This window comes from Microcoleus sp. MON1_C5 (genome assembly GCF_036701875.1).
Taxonomy (GTDB): Bacteria; Cyanobacteriota; Cyanobacteriia; order Cyanobacteriales; family Microcoleaceae; genus Microcoleus.
On the sequence record NZ_JAUBRN010000156.1, the window covers coordinates 1 to 1,313 of the forward strand.

Here is a 1,313-nt window from a genome sequence, read left to right on the forward strand (position 1 = left end):
GTCGCTTTTATCAACAGGGTATACGGGCTGCAACCCTGATTGCGTCTATCTCCTAAACCTCTTTGTCACCCCCCCAGGTTTATGGTTAGTCTGATATGTCCGCGAAGAGCAATCCCGTTATCTTGCTCCCTGTTACCAAAACGAGGTAGCAGTAATATCAATGAGCAGAGCGCCGTCATCTCAACTATTTTACCCTTATTTAAAGATTATCAGCTCGTGGTACTAGGCGATGCCTGAATTCTGTTCAGTAGATTTGGCCAACTGGCTGAGAGAGCAAGATGTGTATTTTTGCTTACGACTCAAACAAATCATTGTATCGAAACCGAAAATATGCTGCAGGCTATGGTTAGATGAGTTACGGATAACGCCCGGAACATCTCTATACTTTCAAAGTGTAAAAGTTAGAAATACTAAGCCACTGGAAGGATTGGATGTTGCCTGCAAATGGAAAAAAAATTATCAAGGATGGACAGTTAACGAGGCCTGGTTTATTCTAACTAACTTAGGTTGTTTACCGGAAGCTATCGCTGCTTATAAGCAACGGATGGGAATTGAGAAAATGTTCCGTGATTGCAAAACAGGAGGCTATAATTTAGAGGGTACAGGGTTAAGAGAATAGCGATCAATTAAAATGATCCTCTTGATTACAATTGCCTATAGTCGTGACATTATTAAAGGTAATATAGTCAAAAAAAAGCATTTACAAAAGTAAATTTTTCGCATCAAGTAACCCCAAATAACTTATCGCAGGCGCAGTACATTCTGGAGTGGCAATGATAGCCAACAGTGCGTTAATTATCTTGAAAAATATGCTGAACCTGTGGAAGAGTTAATGAAGTTAACTCGTAATAAGCGTCACTTTTATCAAAAAGGTCTCAGGACTAGAACCTTGCTCAGGCAAGGTTTATAGCTATATTTGTCACCCCCAGGATCGCAGCACTTGCCCTTAATTTGATGAATCCTAACCGTTTAAGACATTGGTTCGCTCATTGCTGCTACTATACCTCATAGCATGGGAAAGTGCTGTAAATTCCGTGAGATCGCGGATGGCAGCGCTGCATAAATAGGGGAAACTGATAGATAGGTTAAATAAAAATGAGCGAAATAAACAAGGTCGCTGGCAGTTTCAGAAGCTCTGAATCCAAGGCTGTATCTACCCCTAAACTCGCTTTTGGACGGCGCAATATGTTGGCTTTTTTAAGGGAAACGGCTCGATCCTCGGAATACGCAAATTCCCCATCCAAAAGCTTTGTATTCAAGGACTCCAGCATCAATAAAGGTGGATATTTTGTTTCCAGAATTTTGGCTGGGGC

General features: G+C 41.3%; 2 protein-coding genes. One reads left to right on the plus strand and one right to left on the minus strand.

The window, feature by feature from the left end; translation table 11 throughout:
• Window positions 1-229 precede the first annotated feature (229 nt).
• Window positions 230-619: a transposase gene (locus tag QUA71_RS29125; protein WP_445243840.1), complete on the plus strand. Its 390-nt coding sequence runs from the start codon at window positions 230-232 to the stop codon at window positions 617-619.
• A 466-nt stretch (window positions 620-1,085) separates the two neighbouring features.
• Here QUA71_RS29125 and QUA71_RS29130 read toward each other — a convergent pair.
• Window positions 1,086-1,313, minus strand: a 228-nt coding sequence (locus QUA71_RS29130; protein ID WP_333290485.1) for a hypothetical protein, incomplete at its 5' end; no start/stop codon positions are given.